The 16,276-nt window shown below is 72.7% G+C and carries 16 protein-coding genes; 1 reads left to right on the top strand and 15 read right to left on the bottom strand.

Annotation, left to right across the window (positions count from 1 at the left end):
* Positions 1-12: 12 nt before the first annotated feature.
* The gene (locus ACNAVT_RS16825; RefSeq protein WP_416297289.1) at positions 13-399 is read right to left on the bottom strand and encodes a hypothetical protein; all 387 of its coding nucleotides are present in this window, start codon (positions 397-399) and stop codon (positions 13-15) included.
* A gap of 163 nt (positions 400-562) precedes the next feature.
* Entirely contained in the window at positions 563-1,186 is a 624-nt protein-coding gene (locus ACNAVT_RS16820; RefSeq protein ID WP_416297288.1) for a disulfide bond formation protein DsbA, read from the bottom strand.
* A 217-nt stretch (positions 1,187-1,403) separates the two neighbouring features.
* Between ACNAVT_RS16820 and pepN the strand changes: the two genes are divergently transcribed.
* Positions 1,404-3,959 (top strand): aminopeptidase N, encoded by a 2,556-nt coding sequence (gene pepN / locus ACNAVT_RS16815; RefSeq protein ID WP_416297286.1) that lies wholly within the window; start codon positions 1,404-1,406, stop codon positions 3,957-3,959.
* Between the two features lie 93 nt (positions 3,960-4,052).
* Here pepN and ACNAVT_RS16810 read toward each other — a convergent pair whose 3' ends face one another.
* The 13 genes from ACNAVT_RS16810 to kynU form a co-directional block, all read right to left on the bottom strand.
* Complete coding sequence (locus ACNAVT_RS16810) at positions 4,053-4,475, bottom strand: DUF5130 family protein (protein WP_416297285.1); 423 nt, start codon at positions 4,473-4,475, stop codon at positions 4,053-4,055.
* On the bottom strand, positions 4,462-4,746 hold the full coding sequence (locus ACNAVT_RS16805) for a hypothetical protein (RefSeq protein ID WP_416297333.1): 285 nt from the start codon (positions 4,744-4,746) through the stop codon (positions 4,462-4,464). Before ACNAVT_RS16805 ends, ACNAVT_RS16810 begins: the two co-directional genes overlap by 14 nt.
* Before the next feature lie 73 nt (positions 4,747-4,819).
* Positions 4,820-6,280, bottom strand: coding sequence for an amidase (locus ACNAVT_RS16800; RefSeq protein WP_416297283.1), 1,461 nt, complete (start codon positions 6,278-6,280; stop codon positions 4,820-4,822).
* A gap of 70 nt (positions 6,281-6,350) precedes the next feature.
* Positions 6,351-7,361 (bottom strand): amidohydrolase family protein, encoded by a 1,011-nt coding sequence (locus ACNAVT_RS16795; protein WP_416297282.1) that lies wholly within the window; start codon positions 7,359-7,361, stop codon positions 6,351-6,353.
* Entirely contained in the window at positions 7,361-7,885 is a 525-nt protein-coding gene (locus tag ACNAVT_RS16790; RefSeq protein ID WP_416297280.1) for a 3-hydroxyanthranilate 3,4-dioxygenase, read from the bottom strand. Before ACNAVT_RS16790 ends, ACNAVT_RS16795 begins: the two co-directional genes overlap by 1 nt.
* On the bottom strand, positions 7,878-8,339 hold the full coding sequence (locus ACNAVT_RS16785) for a RidA family protein (protein ID WP_416297331.1): 462 nt from the start codon (positions 8,337-8,339) through the stop codon (positions 7,878-7,880). The genes ACNAVT_RS16790 and ACNAVT_RS16785 overlap by 8 nt, the downstream gene beginning before the upstream one ends.
* A 17-nt stretch (positions 8,340-8,356) precedes the next feature.
* Complete coding sequence (locus ACNAVT_RS16780) at positions 8,357-9,130, bottom strand: 2-keto-4-pentenoate hydratase (protein ID WP_416297278.1); 774 nt, start codon at positions 9,128-9,130, stop codon at positions 8,357-8,359.
* Complete coding sequence (gene dmpG, locus ACNAVT_RS16775) at positions 9,127-10,188, bottom strand: 4-hydroxy-2-oxovalerate aldolase (RefSeq protein WP_416297275.1); 1,062 nt, start codon at positions 10,186-10,188, stop codon at positions 9,127-9,129. Before dmpG ends, ACNAVT_RS16780 begins: the two co-directional genes overlap by 4 nt.
* Positions 10,185-11,171 carry an acetaldehyde dehydrogenase (acetylating) gene (locus ACNAVT_RS16770; protein ID WP_416297273.1) on the bottom strand — a complete coding sequence of 329 codons (987 nt, stop codon included), beginning with the start codon at positions 11,169-11,171 and terminating at the stop codon, positions 10,185-10,187. The genes dmpG and ACNAVT_RS16770 overlap by 4 nt, the downstream gene beginning before the upstream one ends.
* Positions 11,168-11,965: a 2-keto-4-pentenoate hydratase gene (locus tag ACNAVT_RS16765; protein ID WP_416297271.1), complete on the bottom strand. Its 798-nt coding sequence runs from the start codon at positions 11,963-11,965 to the stop codon at positions 11,168-11,170. The genes ACNAVT_RS16770 and ACNAVT_RS16765 overlap by 4 nt, the downstream gene beginning before the upstream one ends.
* Before the next feature lie 65 nt (positions 11,966-12,030).
* On the bottom strand, positions 12,031-13,512 hold the full coding sequence (locus ACNAVT_RS16760) for a 2-hydroxymuconic semialdehyde dehydrogenase (protein WP_416297329.1): 1,482 nt from the start codon (positions 13,510-13,512) through the stop codon (positions 12,031-12,033).
* Positions 13,513-13,532: 20 nt separating this feature from the next.
* Positions 13,533-14,867: an FAD-dependent oxidoreductase gene (locus ACNAVT_RS16755; protein WP_416297269.1), complete on the bottom strand. Its 1,335-nt coding sequence runs from the start codon at positions 14,865-14,867 to the stop codon at positions 13,533-13,535.
* 114 nt (positions 14,868-14,981) lie between these two features.
* Positions 14,982-16,259 carry a kynureninase gene (gene kynU / locus ACNAVT_RS16750; RefSeq protein WP_416297268.1) on the bottom strand — a complete coding sequence of 426 codons (1,278 nt, stop codon included), beginning with the start codon at positions 16,257-16,259 and terminating at the stop codon, positions 14,982-14,984.
* Positions 16,260-16,276: the final 17 nt, after the last annotated feature.

The raw sequence follows: 16,276 nt of genomic DNA, 5'->3' as shown, positions 1-16,276 counted from the left end.
TCCACACCCCGATCAGGCGGTGCGGTCGGGGATGGCGCTGCGGTGGCGCCCGGCGTTCAGCCGGCGGGCGGCGGCCGGGGCGACCGGGCGGGACGGAGCGGAGTTGAGGCGTACCGTCGTCGTGCCGGCCGGGACCGGACGGCCGGCCGCGGCGCTGGACCGGATCGGGCCCTGGATCCGGGGCGGGAGGCCCGCGTCGGCCGGCGGGGTCAACCGGGAGGTGGCCACCACCCGGGCCACGCCGACCACGATCGGCGGGGCCAGCAGCTCGACCATCTCGGCCGGCAGGGACGGCCGGACGGCCGGCCAGTCGCCCTCGGCCACGGACCAGTACGTCGCACCGGAGTCCTCGGTCGCCGTCTCCGGCGCCTCGGCGGGCATGCGGCGGTGCTTACCCATGGGACTGCCTCCAGGAGCTGCCGGGGTGCGACCTCCGTGGGCCGCCGGCCTAGACACCCGGTGAAACGAACCCCGCCCCGCCGGGGTGACGCCGACGGCGCGGGGTTCGTCGCGTCAGCCGGGGGCCTGTGCGCCACCGGAGACGTCGGTCGGCGGTTGCTCCTCAGTCGAAGATCGGACCCAGCTCGCGGCTGCGCTTGAGCTCGTAGAAGCCCGGGGTGCCGGCGACCAACAGGACGCCGTCCCAGAGCCGGCCGGCCGCCTCGCCCTTCGGCCTCGGCGTGATCACCGGGCCGAAGAAGGCGACCTTGCCGCCGTCCGGGCCGGGGGCGTGGATCACCGGGGTGCCGACGTCGGTGCCGACCGGCCGCATGCCGGCCTCGTGGCTGGCCCGCAGCGCCTCGTCGTACGCGGTGGACTCGGCGGCGTCGGCGAGCACCGGGTCCAGCCCGATGTCGGTCAGGGCGTTGACCAGCAGGTCCCGGTCGAGCGGCTCCTTGCCCAGGTGGATCCGGGTGCCCAGAGCGGTGTAGAGCTTCGCCAGCGTCTCCCCGCCGTGCGCCTGCTCGACGGCGATGCAGACCCGCACCGGGCCCCAGCCCTTCTTCATCAGGTCCTGGTACTGCTCGGGCAGGTCCCGGCCCTCGTTGAGCACGGAGAGGCTCATCACGTGGAAGTGGATGTCCACGTCCCGGACCTCCTCGACCTCCAACAGCCAGCGGGAGGTGATCCACGCCCAGGGGCACAGCGGGTCAAACCACATGTCCACGGCGACACGTTCGGTCACGGTGCTATCCCTTCACGACTTTCCCGCGCCGGAACCCCGGCGCCTTCCCCGATCTTCACCCCGAGCAGCATCGACCGGTGCCGGAATGAGAGCGTGACCTCGGCCACCGCAGGGTGTCGGTGCATGGAAGACTCGGTTTCGGACCGGCCGTCACGAGCGGACCGGCGAGGCCGGGGCCGCGGGCGCGCGGCAATGAAGAGTGGGATGGAGACAAACAGTGCCGGGAGTTCGCAACCTGACTCAGGTCGAGGCCACCGAGCGGGCCCGTCTGCTCGACGCGACCGCGTACGACATCAGTCTTGACCTGTCGGCCGCCGTGCAGGCCGAGGGCCGCACGTTCCGCTCGGTGACCGAGGTCCGGTTCCGCTGCGCCGAGCCCGGCGCGACCACCTTCATCGAGGCGGCCGCGGAGTCGGTCCGGTCGGCGACGCTCAACGGAGCGCCGGTCGACGTCTCCGGCTGGTCCGCCGAGAAGGGCCTCACCCTGTCCGGTCTCGAGGCCGAGAACGTCCTCGTGGTGGACGCGGACTTCGCGTACTCGAACAGCGGCCAGGGGCTGCACCGCACGGTGGACCCGGTCGACGGCGAGACCTACCTCTACAGCCAGTTCGAGACGGCGGACGCGCAGCGGGTCTTCGCCTGCTTCGACCAGCCGGACCTGAAGAGCGTCTACACCTGGCACGCCACCGTCGCCGACCACTGGCGGGTGGTGTCCAACATGCCGGTGGAGCGGGAGGAGCCGGCCGGCGAGGGGCTGAAGACCGTCCACTTCGCCGAGTCGGTCCGGATGAGCACCTACATCACCGCGCTCTGCGCCGGCCCGTACCACGAGGTGCGCGACAGCCACGACGGCATCGACCTGGGCGTCTACTGCCGAGCCTCGATGGCCCGTTACCTCGACGCGGACGACCTCTTCCTGATCACCAAGCAGGGCTTCGACTTCTTCCACGAGCAGTTCCAGGTCCGCTACCCGCTGCCCAAGTACGACCAGCTCTGGGTGCCGGACTTCAACGCCGGCGCGATGGAGAACTTCGGCTGCGTCACCCACGCCGAGTCGCACTACATCTTCCGGTCACAGGTCACCGACTTCGAGTACGAGCAGCGCGCCAACACGATCCTGCACGAGCTGGCGCACATGTGGTTCGGTGACCTGGTCACCATGCGCTGGTGGAACGACCTGTGGCTGAACGAGTCGTTCGCCGAGTGGGCCAGCCACTGGTGCAACACCCACGCCACCCGCTTCACCGAGGCGTGGACGACCTTCCTGTCGATCCGGAAGAACTGGGGCTACCGGCAGGACCAGCTCTCCTCCACCCACCCGGTCTACTGCGACATGCCGGACCTGGAGGCGGTCGAGGTCAACTTCGACGGCATCACCTACGCCAAGGGCGCCAGCGTGCTCAAGCAGCTCGTCGCGTACGTCGGGGAGGAGCCGTTCCTGGCCGGCCTGCGGGCCTACTTCGCCAAGCACGCCTGGGGCAACGCCACCTTCGACGACCTGCTCTCCGAGCTGGAGGCGGCCTCGGGTCGGGAACTGCGCAAGTTCGCCGCCCAGTGGCTGGAGACCGCTCAGGTCAACACACTGCGCCCCGAGGTCACCATCGGCGCCGGCGGCACGTACGAGCAGGTGCTGGTTCGCCAGGAGGCGCCGGCCGGGTACCCGACGCTGCGGACCCACCGGATCGGCGTCGGCCTCTACGACCTGACCGACGGCCGGCTCGTCCGCCGGGAGCGGGTCGAGGTGGACGTGACCGGGGCGGCGACCGAGCTGTCGGTGCTGAACGGCAGGCCCGCCGCCGACGTGCTGCTGCTCAACGACGACGACCTCACGTACACCAAGCTGCGGCTGGACGAGCGGTCGATGGCCAACGTGGTGCAGCACATCGCCGGCTTCGAGTCGTCGCTGGCCCGGGCGCTCTGCTGGACCGCGGCCTGGGACATGATCCGGGACGCCGAACTGTCCGCCCGGGACTACCTGGCGCTGGTGCTGGCCGGGCTGCCCGCGGAGACCGACATCAACCTGGTCACCGCCACCCTGCGTCAGGCGACCACCGCGCTCACCTTCTACGCCGACCCGGCGTGGGCGCCGACCGGCTGGGCCGAGCTGGCCCGTACCGCGCGGGCGGCGCTGACCGCGGCCGAGCCGGGGAGCGGCTTCCAGCTCGCCTGGGCCCGGGCGTACGCCTCAGCGGCCCGCTCCGAGGAGGACCTGGCGACGCTGCGTGGCTGGCTGGACGGCGTCGAGGTGACGGCCGGGCTGACCGTGGACACCGAGCTGCGCTGGACGGTGCTCCAGTCGCTGGTGGCCAACGGCGCGGCCGGCGCCGCCGAGGTGGAGGCCGAGCTGGCCGACGACCGCACCGCCAGCGGCGAGCGGGAGGCCGCGTACGCGCACGCCCTGGTGCCGACGGCGGAGAACAAGGCGGCGGTGTGGGCGCAGCTCACCGGCCCGGAGGCGCTGCCGAACTGGCGCAACCGGGCGCTGCTGCAGGGCTTCACCCACCCGGCGCAGGTGGAGCTCACCGCGCCGTACCGGGAGAAGTACTTCGCCGCCGTGGCGCAGATCTGGGCGCAGCGGGACAGCGAGCCGGCGCAGGAGTTCGTCCAGCTCGCCTACCCGGCGTACCTGGTCGAGGAGGACACGGTGGCGGCCACCGACGCGTGGCTGGCGCAGGAGGGTCACCCGGCGCCGCTGCGCCGGCTGGTGGCCGAGGGCCGCGACGGTGTGGTCCGCGCGCTGAAGGCCCGCGCCCGGGACGCCCGCAGCGCCTGAGGCGAGGGATACCTCGGGCCCGAGCCGCCGAGCACCCGACGAAAAAGCCCGGCCCGCGAGTTCGCGGGCCGGGCTTCGTCGTACGGGAAGGGTTCAGCCCTTGCCGGCGTGGCTGGCGAGCTGGTCGAGGCCCTGGATGATGCCGCCGGCCAGGTCGCCACCGCCGAAGGACGCCACCATGGAGAGCGCGGCGAGCTTGGCGTACGTGTCGGGGATGCGCTTGCGGGCGTACCGGCCGGTGATGATCTCGAGCTGCCGCTGGTTGGGCGACACCACGATCAGCACGGACCTGTCGGGCTCGGCGAGCTGACGGTGCAGCCGCTCGGCGTGCTCCCGGATCGGCTCGTCGGGGCCGCCCAGGCCACCCACGTAGACCGAGAAGACCAGGCCGGTGCCCTGGTCGGCCAGGCGGAGCGCCTCGTCGATGCGGAGCAGCTGACGGGTCGAGAAGGGCCCGTCGAGCACCTCGGGCGGAGTGTCCGTCCCCGTCACGGCCTGCTTCTCACCAACGGTCACTTGCGCCTCCGGTTCCACCGGCCGGCGCTTCCCGGCCGGCCTGCTCCTGCTTGCGGCTGGTCAACGCCGGCGCCTGCGCGCCGGCGGCCAGTGCGGCGCCGGCCGAGTCGGCCAGCTGCTCCGGACGGGCCAGGAACCAGACCGGAGTGAAGTCGAAGGGCCGTCCCGGCCGGTAGCGCTTGGTGCCGCCACCGCCGCCGCGGCTGCCGGCGAATGCCAGTCCGGCGATCACCAGCACCGCGGCCGCCGGGATGCCGAAGTAGATCAGCAACGTCTCGGTAACAGACAATCCCAACGCCCCCAGGCGGAAAGAGAGATCAGGAATTTCCGGGTCGGGCGGACGATCACGACCAGCGCCCGACTCCGCTTGTCCTGTTCACGTTAGCGGAGTCGACCGCCCGCCAGATTGCGGGGTGCTGATCCCAGCCGCCACAGCCGTTCTCCAGTTGCCCGGCAGTGGCTATCAATGTCGCGTCGTCGCCGTACCGGCCCGTGAGCAGCACCCCGACCGGCATCCCGTCCGCGCTCCGGCCGAGCGGCAGGGAAATGGACGGATCGCCGGTCACGTTGAAGATGGCGCAATATGGGGAAAAGCGGCGCTGACGGTCGAAATCCTCGGCCGGATCGAGCGCGGCGAACGCGCCCACCGGCGCCTGCGGTGCGGCCAGGGTCGGGCAGAGCAGCAGGTCGCAGCCGGCGACGCGGCGGACGCCGAGGCGTACCTGGGCCTGGAGCTCACCCAGGGCGGCCAGCAACGGCCCCGCGCCGACGGCCTCGCCCCGGGAACGGAGGAACCGGGTCAGCGGCAGCAGCTCGCTCTCCCGCTCCGGTGGCACCGGCGAGAGCGCCAGCACGTACCAGACGGTTTCGAAGAGTGGCCACGCCTCCGGGCCGAGCGGCGCCGGGACCTCGACCACCTCGTGGCCGGCGGCGGTGAGCAGCGCGGCGGCCCGGTCGACGGCCGCCACGCAGTCGGGGTGCACCGGCTCGTCGGCGAGCATCGGGGTGGTGAAGCGGCCGATCCGCAGCCGCCCGGGCGCGGCGTCGCGGGCGGCGCCCAGGTAGCCGGCGGCGGGCGCGGCCGGGGGCAGGTACGGCTCGCCGGGCACCGGCTGGGCCAGCACGTCGAGCAGCGCGGCGACATCGGTGACGGTCCGCCCGAGCGGGCCGTTGATGGGCAGCCCGAACGCGCCGAAGCCGAGCGGGCCGCCGGAGACCAGCCCTCGGCTGGGCTTGTAGCCGACCAGACCGCAGAGCGACGCCGGGATGCGCAGCGAGCCGCCGCCGTCGGACCCCTGCGCCACCGGCACCAGCCCGGCCGCCACCGCGGCCGCGGCCCCGCCGCTGGAGCCACCCGCGGTGTACGCGAGGTGCCACGGGTTACGCGCCGGCGGCGCGACGAGGCCCTCCGAGTAGAGCGAGCAGCCGAGCTCGGACGTGGTGGTCTTGCCGAGGCTGACCAGCCCGGCGGCGGTCATGAACCGGACCACGTCGGCGTCCACCGGCGGCACGAAGTCGGCGAAGGCGGCCGAGCCGAAGGTGGTCCGCACGCCGGCGGTCAACGTCAGGTCCTTGACGGCGGTCGGTACGCCGTGCAGCGGCCCGCGCTGGTCCACCGGCACGGCGTCGGCGGTCCGGGCCGCCTCGCGGGCCCGTTCCGGGGTGACGGTGACGAACGCGCCGACCGTGTCGCCCAGCGCCTCGACCCGGCGCAGGTGGTGCTCGACCAGCTCCACGCTGGACAGCTCGCCCCGGCGGATCGCGGCGGCCTGCTCCAGCGCGGTCAGGTCGTGCGGCTCGGCCATACCGCCATCCTGCCCGCTCGCGACCGGCGTGTGTCGTCCCGACACGGTCGCGCGTCGATCAGGACAGCACTCAAATATCCGACCTACCGAGGAAGCGTAGGGCGTTGCGGGAGAGGAGCTTGTCCCGCTGGTCGGCGGTGAGGAAGTCCGCCTTCCGGACCACCTGCCCGACCGGCCGCTCCCCCAGCGGGTACGGGTAGTCGCTGCCGACCAGCACCCGGTCCTCGCCCATGGTGTCGACGAGCAGCCGCAACGCGGCCGGTTCGAAGACCACCGAGTCCACGCAGAACCGGTCGACGTAGGAGCTGGGCGGGGCGGTGGAGGCGCCGCGTACCAGGTCGCCGCGGCGGTGCCAGGCGTTGTCGGCGCGGCCCAGCCAGAACGGGAAGCTGCCACCGCCGTGCGCGAAGCAGATCCGCAGCGTCTCCGGCACCCGGTCGAAGACCCCACCGAGGATGAGCGCCAGCACCGACAGGTGCGTCTCGGCCGGCATCCCGGTCAGCCAGCGGGCCATCCAGCGGTCCAGCCGCGGGCCGCCGGGCATGTCCCAGGGGTGCACGAACACCGGGGCGCCCACCTCGGCGCAGTGGGTCAGGAACTGCACGATGCCGGCGTCGTCGAGGTCCCGGTCCCCGACGTGGTTGCCGATCTCCACCCCGACGTGGCCGGCCGCGAGGCAGCGGTCCAGCTCCGCGCAGGCCAGGTCAGCATCCTGCAACGGCACCTGGCAGAACGGCACCAGCCGGTCGCCCCCTGCGGCGGTGACCTCGAGGGCGAGGTCGTTGAAGATCCGGGCCACCTTGACCGCCTGGCCGGCCGGGCGGTCGTAGCTGAAGAAGACCGGGGTGGGCGAGACGACCTGCACGTCGACGCCGTCGGCGCTCATGTCGGCGAGCCGGGTCTCCGCGTCCCAGCACTCCGCGCCGACCGGCCGGAACTCCGTCTCCCCCACCATGATCATGGCCGCGCGCTCGGAGTCCACCCGCAGCCAGGGCCAGCCGGACCCGCCGCACGCCGCGGCGAGGTCCGGCCAACCCTTGGGTACGACGTGCGTGTGCACGTCCACGACCGGGTGCGGCATCAGCCCTTGCCCGGGTGCAGCGCGCCGCAGTTGGTGCAGGTACGGGCCTTCTCGTCGGCGTAGAACGCCTGGAAGACCGGGGGCAGGTCGGCGGCGATGTCACGGACCTGGAGCTCCACCTCGTGCACCTGGTGGCTGCACTCGAGGCAGTACCACTGGAACTTCTCCAGCGTGCCCTCCTCGCGGACCCGCTCGATCACCATGCCGATCGACCCGACCTCGGGCCGCTGCGGCGAGTGCGGGGTGTTGCGCGGCAGCATCCACATCTGGCCCTCGCGGATGTGCACCGTACGCGGGCCCTCCGGAAGCATCAGATTGACGTGCATGTTGCCCTTGACCTGATAGAAGAACTCCTCGTACGGGTCGACGTGGAAGTCGGTCCGCTGGTTGGGGCCGCCCACCACCATGACGATGAAGTCGTCGCTGCCCGGCAACATCTCCTTGTTGCCCACCGGCGGCTTCAGCAGGTGCTGGTTCTCCGCGATCCACCCCGGAAAGCTGAACGGCTCGGCGATCTCACTCACGATGACCTCCCGACGGAAGTAGGGCCACGGCCTGTATCTCGATCAGCAGGTGCGGATGCGGCAGCTGGTGCACGGCCACCGTGGTCCGGGTCGGCCCGGTGGCGTCGAAGAACTCCGCCCACACCTCGTTGTATCCACCGAAGTCATTCATGTTGACCAGGTAGCTGGTGACCTGGACCAGATCGTCGAGCCCGGCGCCGACCGACGCCAGCAGGTCGCGGATGTTCTCGACGACCGCCCGGGTCTGCACCCGGATGTCCAGGTCCGTGGTGCCGAACTCGTCCACCGACACGCCCGCGAAGGTGTTGTCCGGCCGACGCGAGGACGTACCCGAGACGAAGACGAACCCGCCAGCCACCTTGACGTGCGGGAACGCGCCGCGCGGCACGGCCTTCCCGGCCACCACCCGGGCGCTCGGGCTGTCCTCGGTTCGCGACTGCGGGGCTCGCAAGATCGGCTCACTCCTCGCGCTCACGCCGCCGCCTTCAACGACGCCGTGCCGAGCTTCTCCACCACCGCACGGACGTGGGCGCCGGGGCGCAGTGGCACCGCCGCCGTCGCGGCGCCGGCGAGGAAGACCCAGCCTTCGCGCAGCCGCACCCCGTGCCGGCCGGCCAGCCGGATGCCCTCGTCCAGCGCCCGGCGCGGGTCGCCGAGGATCGCGGCGGTGGAGCCGACCTGCGCCACCCGCCCGTCGATCTCCAGCAGTACGCCGAGGTTGTCCAGCCCGTCCGGCACGGGCGACCAGGGCCCGACCACGAACGCCGCCGCCGAGGTGTTGTCGGCGATGACGTCCGGCAGGGAGAACGTGAAGTTGGCGTACCGGGAGTCGATCAGCTCGATCGCCGGGGCGACCGCGCGGACCGCGTCGGTGAACGAACCGACCGGCTCGCCCGGTTCGGGGAGGCGGTCCAGCAGGAACGCCACCTCCGGCTCGGCCCGAGGGTGGATGAAGCCGGCGACGTCGACCGTGCCGCCGTCGGGGACCCGCATGGCGTCGGTGAGCCGGCCCCAGATCACCTCGTCCACCCCGACCTGGGCCATCTTCGCCTTGCTGGTCAGCCCCATCTTCAGCCCGACCAGCCGCTCGCCCCGGTCGAGGCGGCGCTGCAGCAGCGCGGTCTGCACCGCGTACGCGGAGTCGACGTCGAGGCCGGCCTCGGCGGCGAGCTGCGGAATCGCGGTGGCCGTGTCGGCCGCCACGCCCAACTGCCCGGCGATCCCGGCGATGTCCGGCCCGATCATGAGTTCTCCTTGCTCGCGAGGTCCAGCGCCACGTCGACGATCATGTCCTCCTGGCCGCCGACCATCCGGCGCCGGCCGAGCTCCACCAGGATCGAGCGGACGTCCACCCCGTACTTCGCCGAGGCTCGCTCGGCGTGCCGGAGGAAGCTGGAATAGACCCCCGCGTACCCGAGGGAGAGCGTTTCCCGGTCGACCTGGACCGGCCGGTCCTGCAGCGGGCGGACCAGGTCGTCGGCGGCGTCCATCAGCGCGAACACGTCGCAACCGTGCTTCCAGCCGTGCAGCTCGGCGACCGCGACGAACACCTCCAACGGCGCGTTGCCGGCACCCGCCCCCTGCCCGGCCAGCGACGCGTCCACCCGGACGGTGCGGCCGTGCGGGGCGTCCGACCCGGCCGGCGCGTCGCCGAGGATCCGGCCGTGCTCGACGGCGAGCACGCTGTTCGCCACCCCGAGCGACAGGTTGTGGTGGGCGTGGATGCCGATCTGCGTCTCCGGTTCGAGGACCTGCCGGTACGCGTCGACCCGGTCGGCCACGTCGGACATCAGCAGCCGGCCACCCGAGTCGGTGACGTAGACGCAGTGCGCACCGTACGACTCCATCAGCTTGGCCTGGGCGGCCAGCCCGGCGGGGTCGTTCATGTGCGACATCATCAGGAACCCGGAGACGTCCATGCCGTTCTCCCGGGCCCAGGAGATGTGCTGGGCGGAGATGTCCGCCTCGGTGCAGTGGGTGGCGATCCGGACGCTGGTCACCCCGAGCGCCTTCGCCGCCCTCAGGTCGGCGATGGTGCCGATGCCGGGCAGCAGCAGGGTGGTGAGCTTCGCCGACGCCAGCACCTCGGCGGCGGCGGAGATCCAGTCGGCGTCGCTGGCCGCGCCGTGACCGTAGTTGACGCTGGAGCCGGCCAGACCGTCGCCGTGCGCCACCTCGATCGCGGCCACCCCGGCGGCGTCCAACGCGGCGGCGATGGTCCGCACCTGGTCCACGGTGTACCGGTGCGCGATGGCGTGCATGCCGTCGCGCAGCGTCACGTCCTGGATGTAGAGGTCGGTCACGCGATCCCCCCGTTGTTCGCGACTGCGGGGCTCCGCTCCGCTGCGCTCCTCGCGCTCACCGCAACCCCCTTGCGCAGGGCCACCAGCCGCTCCGCGGTGCGCAGCGCGGCCGAGGTCATGATGTCCAGATTCCCGGCGTACGCGGGCAGGTAGTGCCCGGCCCCGGAGACCTCCAGGAAGACCGACACCTGGAGCCCGGTGAGGTGCCGCCCGAGCGACGGCACATAGGTGTCGACCGGGTCGAACTGCACGTCCTGCTTGAGCCGGTAACCCGGGACGTACTCCTGCACGGTGGCCACCATCTCGGCCACCGAGGCGGCGATCGCGGCGCGGTCGGCGCCGGCGTCCGGGCAGAGACAGTAGACGGTGTCGCGCATCAGCAGCGGCGGGTCGGCCGGGTTCAGCACGATGATCGCCTTGCCGCGCTCGGCACCGCCGACCACCTCGATCGCCCGGGCGGTGGTCTCGGTGAACTCGTCGATGTTGGCCCGGGTGCCCGGACCCGCCGACTTCGAGGCGATCGAGGCGACGATCTCCCCGTACGCGACCGGGGTGACCCGGCCGACGGCGGCGACGATCGGCACGGTCGCCTGGCCGCCGCAGGTCACCATGTTCACGCACGCCTCGTGCAGGTGCTCGTCGAGGTTGACCGGGGGCACCACATAAGGGCCGAGGGCGGCGGGGGTCAGGTCGACCACGGTCCGGCCGTGTGCCCGCAGCACCTCGTAATGGTGCCGGTGCGCGCCGGCCGAGGTGGCGTCGAAGACCAGCTCGACGTCGGCGAACTCCGGCAACGCCACCAGCCCGTCCACGCCCTCGGCGGTGGTGGCCACGCCGAGCCGCCGGGCCCGGGCCAGACCGTCCGACGCCGGGTCGATGCCGGCCATCGCCACCATGCGCAGGCTGTCACTCAGCCGCAGCACCTTGATCATCAGGTCGGTGCCGATGTTGCCCGACCCCAGCACCGCCACACCGACACTCATGCCGTCTCCTTCGAGAAACAGGTCCGCACCGAGCCGAGCCCGGAGATCCGCGCCTCGTACGCGGCGCCCGGGGTGACCGGCACCATCGGGCCGAGCGCCCCGGAGAGCACCACGTCGCCGGCGCGCAGCGGGTCGCCGGCGCGGGCCATCGTCCCGGCCAGCCACTCCAGCGCGTGCAACGGGTTGCCGAGGCAGGCCGCCCCGGCCCCGACCGAGACCGGTTCCCCGGCGTGCTCCAGGACCATGCCGCACAGCCGCAGATCCACGTCGGCGAGCCGGCGCGGCGCGGCGCCGAGCACGAAGAGGCCACTGGAGGCGTTGTCCGCGATGGTGTCCACGATGGTGATGTCCCAGCCGGCGATCCGCGAGTCGACGATCTCGATGGCCGGCAGCACGTGGTCCACGGCCCGGATCAGGTCGACGGTGGTGACCCGCTCGTCGGGCAGGTCCGCGCCGAGCACGAAGGCGATCTCCGCCTCCACCCGGGGCTGGAGCAGCCGGCCCATCGGCACCTCGACGCCGTCGCCGACCGCCATGTCGTCGAAGAGCACCCCGAAGTCGGGCTGGAAGACACCGAAGTTCTCCTGCACCGCCCGGGAGGTCAGCCCGATCTTGGCGCCCACCCGGCGGTGGCCCTTGCCGAGCCGCTGCCGGGTGTACACCTGCTGCACCTGGTAGGCGGACTCGATGTCGCCCTCCGGCAGCAGCCGGCCCCGCAGGGGCGGGCACGGCTTCTCATCCTGCCGGGCGACGGCCAGTTCCCGGTTCGCGGCCTCGATGTCGACGGTGGTCATCCCCGCTCCTCGCTGCGCTCGCTGACGACGCTCACGATGCCCGTGCATTCTGCCCTTCGCGCCGCTCATGAGAGGTCCACGCAGACGTTGGTGAGCTCGGAGTAGAAGTCGAGGGAGTGGACGCCCCCCTCCCGGCCGATGCCGGACGCCTTCACCCCGCCGAACGGGGTACGCAGGTCACGCAGGAACCAGGTGTTCACCCACACGATGCCGGCGTCCAGCCGCGAGCCGGCCCGGTGCGCCCGGCCCACGTCCCGGGTCCAGACCGTCGCCGCCAGGCCGTAGTCGGTCCCGTTGGCCAGGGCGTACGCCTCGTCCTCGTCGTCGAACGGGGCGACGTGGACCACCGGGCCGAAGATCTCCTCCCGGTTGGTGCGGGCGTCCGGCCCGAGTCCGGTCAGCACGGTCGGCTGCACGTACGCACCACCGTCGCGGGCGTCGCCGAAGCGCGGCACCCCGCCCCCGGCGCGCACCTCGGCGCCCTCCGCCCGGGCCAGGTCGTAGTGGCCGAGCACCTTGTCCCGGTGGGTGCGCGAGATCAGCGGCATGTTCGCCGTCGCCTCGTCGGCCGGCCAGCCGTACGCCAGCTCGTCGGCGCGCTTGGCGAGCCGGGCGGTGAACTCCTCGAAGACCGGCCGCTGCACGTAGATCCGCTCGGTGCAGAGGCAGACCTGACCGCCGTTGGTGAAGCTGGACCGCACCGACCCGGCGACCGCCGCGTCCAGGTCGGCGTCGGCGAAGACCAGCCCGGCGTTCTTGCCGCCCAGCTCGAAGCTGACCGCCTTCACCCCGTCCGCGGCGGCGCGCATGATGGCGCTGCCCGTGGCGGACTCCCCGGTGAAGGTGATCGCGTCGACGCCCGGGTGCCGGGTGAGGAACTCCCCGGCCGAGTCGGGGCCGAAGCCGTGCACCAGGTTGAACACCCCCTCCGGCACACCGGCGGCGGCCATCACCTCGGCGAGCAGGGTGGCCGAGGCCGGGGTCTCCTCGCTGGGCTTGACAACCACCGCGTTGCCGCAGGCCAGGGCGGGGGCGACCTTCCAGGTGAGCAGGAGCAGCGGCAGGTTCCACGGCACGATCACCGCGACCACGCCGACCGGCTTGCGGACCGCGTAGTTCAGCGCCCGGCCGCCGTTCGGGGTGACCGTGGTGAACGACTCGGTCGGCGCGGTCGCCACGATCTCGGCGAACGCCCGGAAGTTGGCCGCGCCGCGCGGGATGTCCAGCATGCGGGCCTGGGAGATGGCCTTGCCGGTGTCCGCCACCTCGGCCGCGACCAGGTCGTCGAAGCGGCGTTCCAGCTCGTCGGCGATCCGCCGCAGCACCTCGGCGCGCTCCCGCTCGCCGAGGCGGCCCCACGGCCCGCACAGCGCCGCCCGGGCCGCCGCCACCGCGTCGTCCACGACGGACGAGGAAGCCTCGACCACCTCGAAGACCGGCTCGCCGGTGACCGGGCTCCGCTTGGTGAACCGCCGCCCGGCGTCGACGAACTCACCGCCGACGAAGTTGCGCAGCAGGCCGGGGCCGTCCGGCGCGTGCCCGGCCATCAGCCGCGGATCCCAGATCGTCATGCCCGCCTCCCTCGGCCGATCGCCGTCGCCGCGCCGGCCAGCAGCGCCACCGCGCCGGCCGCCACCGCACCCAGCACCTGGTACTGCCTGCGCACCCGGCGGCGCACCTGCGCGTACGGGGTGGTGGAGAAGGAGACCAGCTCGTACTGCGACACGTACCGGTCGGGCAGGGCCCGCTCCAGCGCGTGCTCGATCCGCTTGCGGGTCTGGAACACCGGCGAGGCGACCTTGTCCCGCATCTCCACGAAGTTGGTCAGCGCCATCTGGGCGATCGCCTCGGCGTTGGCCTGCCGCCGGTGCTGGAACAGCGGCAGCGCCGCCGACCACTCGTCGTCGCACTCGTCCAGGCAGCGGTCAAGCTCGACCACGTCCTCGAACGCGCAGTTCGCGCCCTGGCCGTAGAACGGCACGATGGCGTGCGCCGCGTCGCCGAGCAGGCCCACTCGCCCGTTCACCTGCCACGGGGTGCAGCGGACCGTGCCCAGCACGCCGATCGGGTTGTGCTGGTAGTCGTCGACCAGGTTCGGGGCGAGCGGGATCAGGTCCGGGTAGTGGGTGGCGAAGTACCGCTCGATGGCGGCCGGGCTGCCCAGCGAGGCGAAGCTCGCGGTGCCGTGGGTGGGCCAGAAGAGCGTGCAGGTGAACGAGCGGTCCGGGTTGGGCAGCGCGATCATCATCGAGGTGCCGCGCGGCCAGATGTGCAACGCGCCGGGGTCGAGGGCGAAGTCGCCGCCGATCGGCGGGATGGTGAGTTCCTTGTAGCCGTAGTCGAGGAAGTCCAGGCTCTCGGTCAGCGCGCCGTACCCGAGGAGCTGCCCGCGCACGGCGGAGCCGGCGCCGTCGGCACCGAGGACGACCGACGCGGTGCCGGTGACCTTGCCCTGCGGGGTCTCGAAGGTCATCTCGCCGGTGTTCGGGTCGAGCCCGACCAGCCGGTGGTCGAAGGCGATCCGCACGCCCGGCAGTGCGGCGGCGGCGCTGAGCAGGGCGTTGTTCAGCGCGCCCCGGCTGATCGAGTTGATCGCCCGGTCGCCGGAGACGCTGTACGACTGGAACTGCGGCTCCCCCTCGACCGGATGGATCATCCGGCCGCGCATCGGCAGCGCGTCCGCCATCACCTGCTCGTCGAGCCCGATCCGGCGCAGCGCGTCCAGCCCGCGCTCGGAGAGCGCCAGGTTGATCGAGCGCCCCCGCTCGACCTTGCCGGTACGCGGGTCCGGCCGCCGCTCGTACAGCGCCACCGGGTACCCGCGTCGGGCCAGGAAACAGGCCAGCAGGCAGCCGGCCAGCCCGGCCCCGACCACCGCGATCTCGTCGCGTCGCTGCGTCACCGGTCCACCTCCGTTCGCGACTGCGGGGCTCGCAGACCCGGCTCACTCCTCGCGCTCACCGGTCCACCTCCGTTCGCGACTGCGGGGCTCGCAGGCCCGGCTCACTCCTCGCGCTCACCGGTCCACCTCCACGGTCGCGGCCAGCGCGTCGGCAACCCGCCAGCAGTCGTGGTACGTCGAGTAGAGCGGCACCGGGGCGAAGCGGACGACGTCGGGCTCGCGGGCGTCCGCGATCACCCCGTGCTCGTGCCGCAGCCGCTTGGTCAGCTCGTTGGCGCTGCCCACCCCGATCCGCACCGAGAGCTGGCAGCCGCGGCGGGCCGGGTCACGCGGGGTGACCACGGTGAGCGGCCGGTCGGCGGTCACCTCGTCGAGCAACCGTTCCAGCCACCCGGTGAGGCGGAGGCTGCGCTCCCGCAGCGCGGGCATGCCGACCGAGTCGAACAGCTCCAGCGACGTGCGCACCGGACCCATCGCGAAGATCGGCGGGTTGGAGATCTGCCACGCCTCGACGGTGGCCGGCGGCCGGGACACCGGGGTCATCTCGAACCGGGTCACCGCCTCGGTGCTCCACCAGCCCTCGAATCGGGGCAGGGCGGGGTCGCCGAGGTGGCGTTCGTGGACGAAGACGCCCGCCAGGGCACCCGGCCCCGAGTTGAGGTACTTGTACGAGCACCACGCGGCGAAGTCGACGTCCCAGTCGTGCAACGCCAGCGGCACGTTGCCGACGGCGTGCGCCAGGTCCCAGCCGACCACCGCTCCGGCGGCCCGCCCGGCGGCGGTGATCGCCGGGATGTCCATCAGCTCGCCGGTCAGGTAGTTGACCCCGCCGAGCAGCACCAGCGCGACGGTCTGTCCCTCGGCGGCGAGGAAGTCGATCACGTCCTCGGTCCGCAGGGTGTCCTCGCCGGAGCGCGGCGTCAGCCGCACGACCGTGGCGTCCGGGTCGAGGCCGTGGAAGCGAGCCTGGCTGCGCACCGCGTAGCTGTCCGAGGGGAAGGCGCTGTCCTCGATGGCGATCCGGGTCCGCTGCCCCGCCGGCCGGTAGAAGCTCACCATCAGCAGGTGCAGGTTGACCGTGAGGGAGTTCATCACCACGGTCTCCGCGGGGCGCGCGCCGACCAGTCGCGCGGCCGGCTCGGTCAGCAGTTCGTGGTACGGCAGCCAGGGCCGCTCGGCCTCCAGGTGCCCCTCCACGCCCAGCCTGCGCCAGGCGTCCAGGTCGGCGAGGAGCTCGTCCCGGGTGGCCCGGGGTTGCAGGCCCAGCGAGTTGCCGGCCAGGTAGGCCACCTCGGGGTAGCGCCCACCCTCGGCGGGCGGCACGTGGAACAGGTGCCGGTGTCCGGCGTCGGCGGCGTCGAGGCGGCGGGCTTCTTCTTCAGGGGTCTGCATGTCTCGCGTCCTCCGGG

The sequence above is a fragment of the Micromonospora sp. SL4-19 genome (genome assembly GCF_047921475.1).
Taxonomy (GTDB): Bacteria; Actinomycetota; Actinomycetes; order Mycobacteriales; family Micromonosporaceae; genus Micromonospora.
This window is presented reverse-complemented; position numbering and strand designations above follow the sequence as displayed.